A 3,664-nucleotide genomic window follows, 5' to 3' on the forward strand; every position below is an offset into this window, starting at 1 on the left:
CCCTCGCCCCTCGCCCCTACTAAACCCACATTCTCCCGCCGATAAACCGCGATCTTGCCATCCTTCGGCCCAGCCGCATCCCGCCCCACCCAAACGATCTGCCCGGTGGCCGCGAGCATGTCGAGGTCCTCGGAGCGGTAGCCGGGCACCCGCGCCGGCAGCAGCACCCGGTCGAGCTGGGTCCAGCCGACGGTGAGACCTTCCAGCTGCAGCAGCGCCTCCAGCAGGCGCTCGCGGCTGTCGCGGGCTTGGCGGGACTCGGCGCCGATACCGTGCCAATCCGGCAGGAAGCGACCGAGGGTGGCACCGTCCACCGGAGCCACCTCGTCGCGGGCGCGGGCGAGGGTGCGGCGGCGCAGGCGACGCATGACCTCGGCGTCGCACCACTCGGGCTCGTTGCCGAGAGGTCGGATCTCGCCATGCACCAGCTCGCCGCGGGTTTCCAGCAGCTTGAGCACCGGGTCCAACTGCGCCGCCGGCAGGCCCAGCCGCCGGGCGAGCTGCTGGGTCGGGAAGGGGCCGTGGCTGCGGGCGTAGCGGCGGATCAGCTGCTCCAGCGGAGCCTCGGTAGGCGCGATGAAGGCCTCCGGCAGCCCGGGCGGCGGCACGCTGCCCAGCGCGTCGCGGTAGAGCCCGGCGTCCTCCGCGGCGATCCAGCGGCGCTCGCCGGCGATGGGGATCTCAACCGCGCGGCGCTGGCGGCTCAGCTCCCCGAGCCAGGCCTGCACCAGGGCGTCGCCACCGGAGCCTGGAGCCGGGGCCACATCAGAACCGGAACCGGAACCGGAACCGGGATCGGGATCGGGATCGGGATCGGGATCGACCTCATCCTCAGCGCCATCGTCCTCGCCGGCAACCCCCGCAGCCGACCGCGCCAAGATCTCCGACTCCGTCAAATCCCCCAACCGCCGCAGCAGGTCGTGCACCTCATCCGCATCCCGGGCGCGGCGCTCCGGCGTCAGGTGCGCAAGCTCCGCGTCGACTTCTTCCAGCACCCGCGGGTCCAGCAGCTCCCGCAGCTCCGCCTGCCCCAACAGCTCCCCGAGCAGACCGCGGTCCAGGGTCAGCGCCTGGGCGCGGCGCTCGGCGATGGGGGCGTCCTGCTCGTAGATGTACGCGGCGACATAGGCGAACACCAGGGAGCGGGCGAAGGGCGAGGCGCTCGGCGTCTCCACCTCGTGCACCCGCACGGCCCGGGACTGCACGGCCCGCAGCAGGTCCTTGAGCCCCGCCAGATCGAACTGGTCGCTCAGCGCCTGACGGTAGGTCTCCAGCACCACCGGAAAGCCCGGGTAGCGGCGCACCACGGCCAGCAGGTTCTGGGCCTTGAGCCGCTGCGCCCAGAGCGGCCGGCGGCCTTTCGCCGAGCGCTTGGGCATCAGCAGCGCGCGGCCGGCGTTCTCGCGAAACAGGCTCGCGAAGAGCGCGGTGTCGGCGAGCTGCTCGGTGATACGGTCCTCGATCTCGTCCGGATGCGGCAAGAGCGCCATCAGGTCCGGCAGCTCGTCGCCGTCGGCCAGGCGCAGCACGATGCCGTCGTCGGTGTACATCACCTGGATCTCGAAACCCTCGCGGCGCTCCAGCTGCCATTGCAGGGCCATGGCCCAGGGGGCGTGGATGCGGGCGCCGAAGGGGGTCAGGATGCAGATGCGCCAGTCGCCCAGCTCGTCGCGGAAGCGCTCGATGACGATGGTGCGCTCATCCGGCACCCGGCCCGTGGCCTCGCGCTGCTCGTGAATGTATGCGGCGAGGTTGGCGGCGGCATGGTCGTCCAGCGGCGCCTGCTGCCGGATCCAGTCGATGGCATCCTCCGGCTCGCGCCGGGCCACCTCCCGGCAGAAGGCGCCGACGGCGCGGCCCAGCTCGACGGGTCTGCCGGGGCCGTCACCGCGCCAGAAGGGCAGCTTGCCCGGCTCGCCCGGGGCCGGCGAGACGACGACCCGGTCGCGGGTGATCTCCTCCACGCGCCAGGTGGAGGCGCCGAGCAGGATGCACTCGCCGGCGCGGGTCTCGAAGACCATCTCCTCGTCCAGCTCGCCGATGCGCGGTCCTTCGTTTCCCAAATGCACCGCGTAGTTGCCACGGTCCGGGATGGTGCCGGCGTTGAGCCGGGTGGTCATGGCCGCGCCCTTGCGGGGGCTCAGCAGGTCATTGGCGCGGTCCCAGGCGAGCAGCGGCTTGAGGTCGGCGAAGTCGCTGGACGGGAAGCGGCCCGAGAGCATGTCCAGCACCGCCTCCAGCGCCGCCCGACTTAAGCTCAGGTAAGGCCCGGCGCGGTTCACCAGGCGCTGGATCTCCTCCACCGTCCGGTCGCCCGCGACACAGTGGGCCGCGATCTGCTGCGCCAGCACGTCCAGGGCGTTGGCGGGCATCCGAAAGGGCTCAAGCTCCCCCGTCAGCATGCGCCCGGCAATGACCGCGCACTCCAGCAGGTCGCCCCGGAACTTGGGGAAAATCCGCCCGGTGCTCACCTCGCCGACGCCGTGTCCGGCGCGGCCCACCCGCTGCAGCCCGCGGGCGACGGACCCCGGCGACTCCACCAGCAGCACCTGATCCACGCCGCCCATGTCGATGCCCATCTCCAGGGAGCTGGTGGCGACGATGGCCTTCAGCGTGCCGGCCTTCAGCCCGTCCTCGATCTCGGCGCGCTGCTGGTGGCTGACGCTGCCGTGGTGGGCGCGGACCAGCTCGCCGATGTCGAGCTCAATGCTTTCCTGATCCGCAGGGTCGCCGGCAGCACGCGGATGATCGTCCCCGGCTGCTGGCGGCGGCTCGTCGAGATCCCCAAGCTCCTCGGCACCCTCCAGCATCGGGTCGATGGCGCCGCCGCCGTCCGCATCGCCGTCGTCTCCGGACCGGCCCGTGAGGCGCTCTACGTAGGTCTCGTTCAAGCGCCGGCACAGCCGTTCCGCCAGCCCACGGCTGTTGACGAAGACGATGGTGGAGCGATGCGCCAGGATCTCGTCCAGCAGCGCGGGATAGATGGCCGACCACATGCCCTTCTCCGCCGGCGGCCGCGCCACCTCACGGGCATAGAGCTCGCCCAGGATGGGGCCGCCGGGGGTGTCCAGGCCGGGCGCTTCGGGCGGGCGCTCCATGTCCGGCACCGGCACGCTGATGGTCAAATCCAGCTTCGGCGCCGCCGCGGCGTCCACGATCTCCACCGCCCGGTCGCCGCCGAGCCAGCGCGCCGCCTCCGCCAGCGGCTCCACCGTCGCCGAGAGCCCGATCCGCTGCGGGTCCGTGCCGCCTGCCGCCTCCACCAGCGCCGTCAGCCGCTCCAGGGACAGCGCCAGATGCGCCCCGCGCTTGCTAGAAGCCAAGACGTGCACCTCGTCGACGATCACCGTGTGCACGCTCGCCAGATGCTCCGCCGCCCGCGAGCCGAGCACCAGATACAGCGACTCCGGCGTGGTCACCAGGATCTCCGCCGGGTCCTTCAACTGCTGCGCCCGTTCCCGCTGCGAGGTATCGCCGGTGCGGATGGCCACCCGCGGCAACTGGTGATGCGCCCCCAGCGGCGCAGCGGCAGCGGCGATACCCGCCAGCGGCGCCCGCAGATTACGCTCGATGTCGTAGACCAGCGCCTTCAGCGGCGAAATGTAAAGCACCTGCGTGCCAGCCGGGCGATCGCCATCCCGGGCGGAGACACCGGCCTCTAATG

General features: G+C 71.9%; 1 protein-coding gene. It reads right to left on the reverse strand.

The features are described from left to right. Nucleotides 1-3,611: DNA glycosylase AlkZ-like family protein (locus CKO31_RS25370; protein ID WP_322789213.1), on the reverse strand; the 3,611-nt coding region annotated here is incomplete at its 3' end. Nucleotides 3,612-3,664: the final 53 nt, after the last annotated feature.

This window comes from Thiohalocapsa halophila (assembly GCF_016583825.1).
Taxonomy (GTDB): Bacteria; Pseudomonadota; Gammaproteobacteria; order Chromatiales; family Chromatiaceae; genus Thiohalocapsa; species Thiohalocapsa halophila.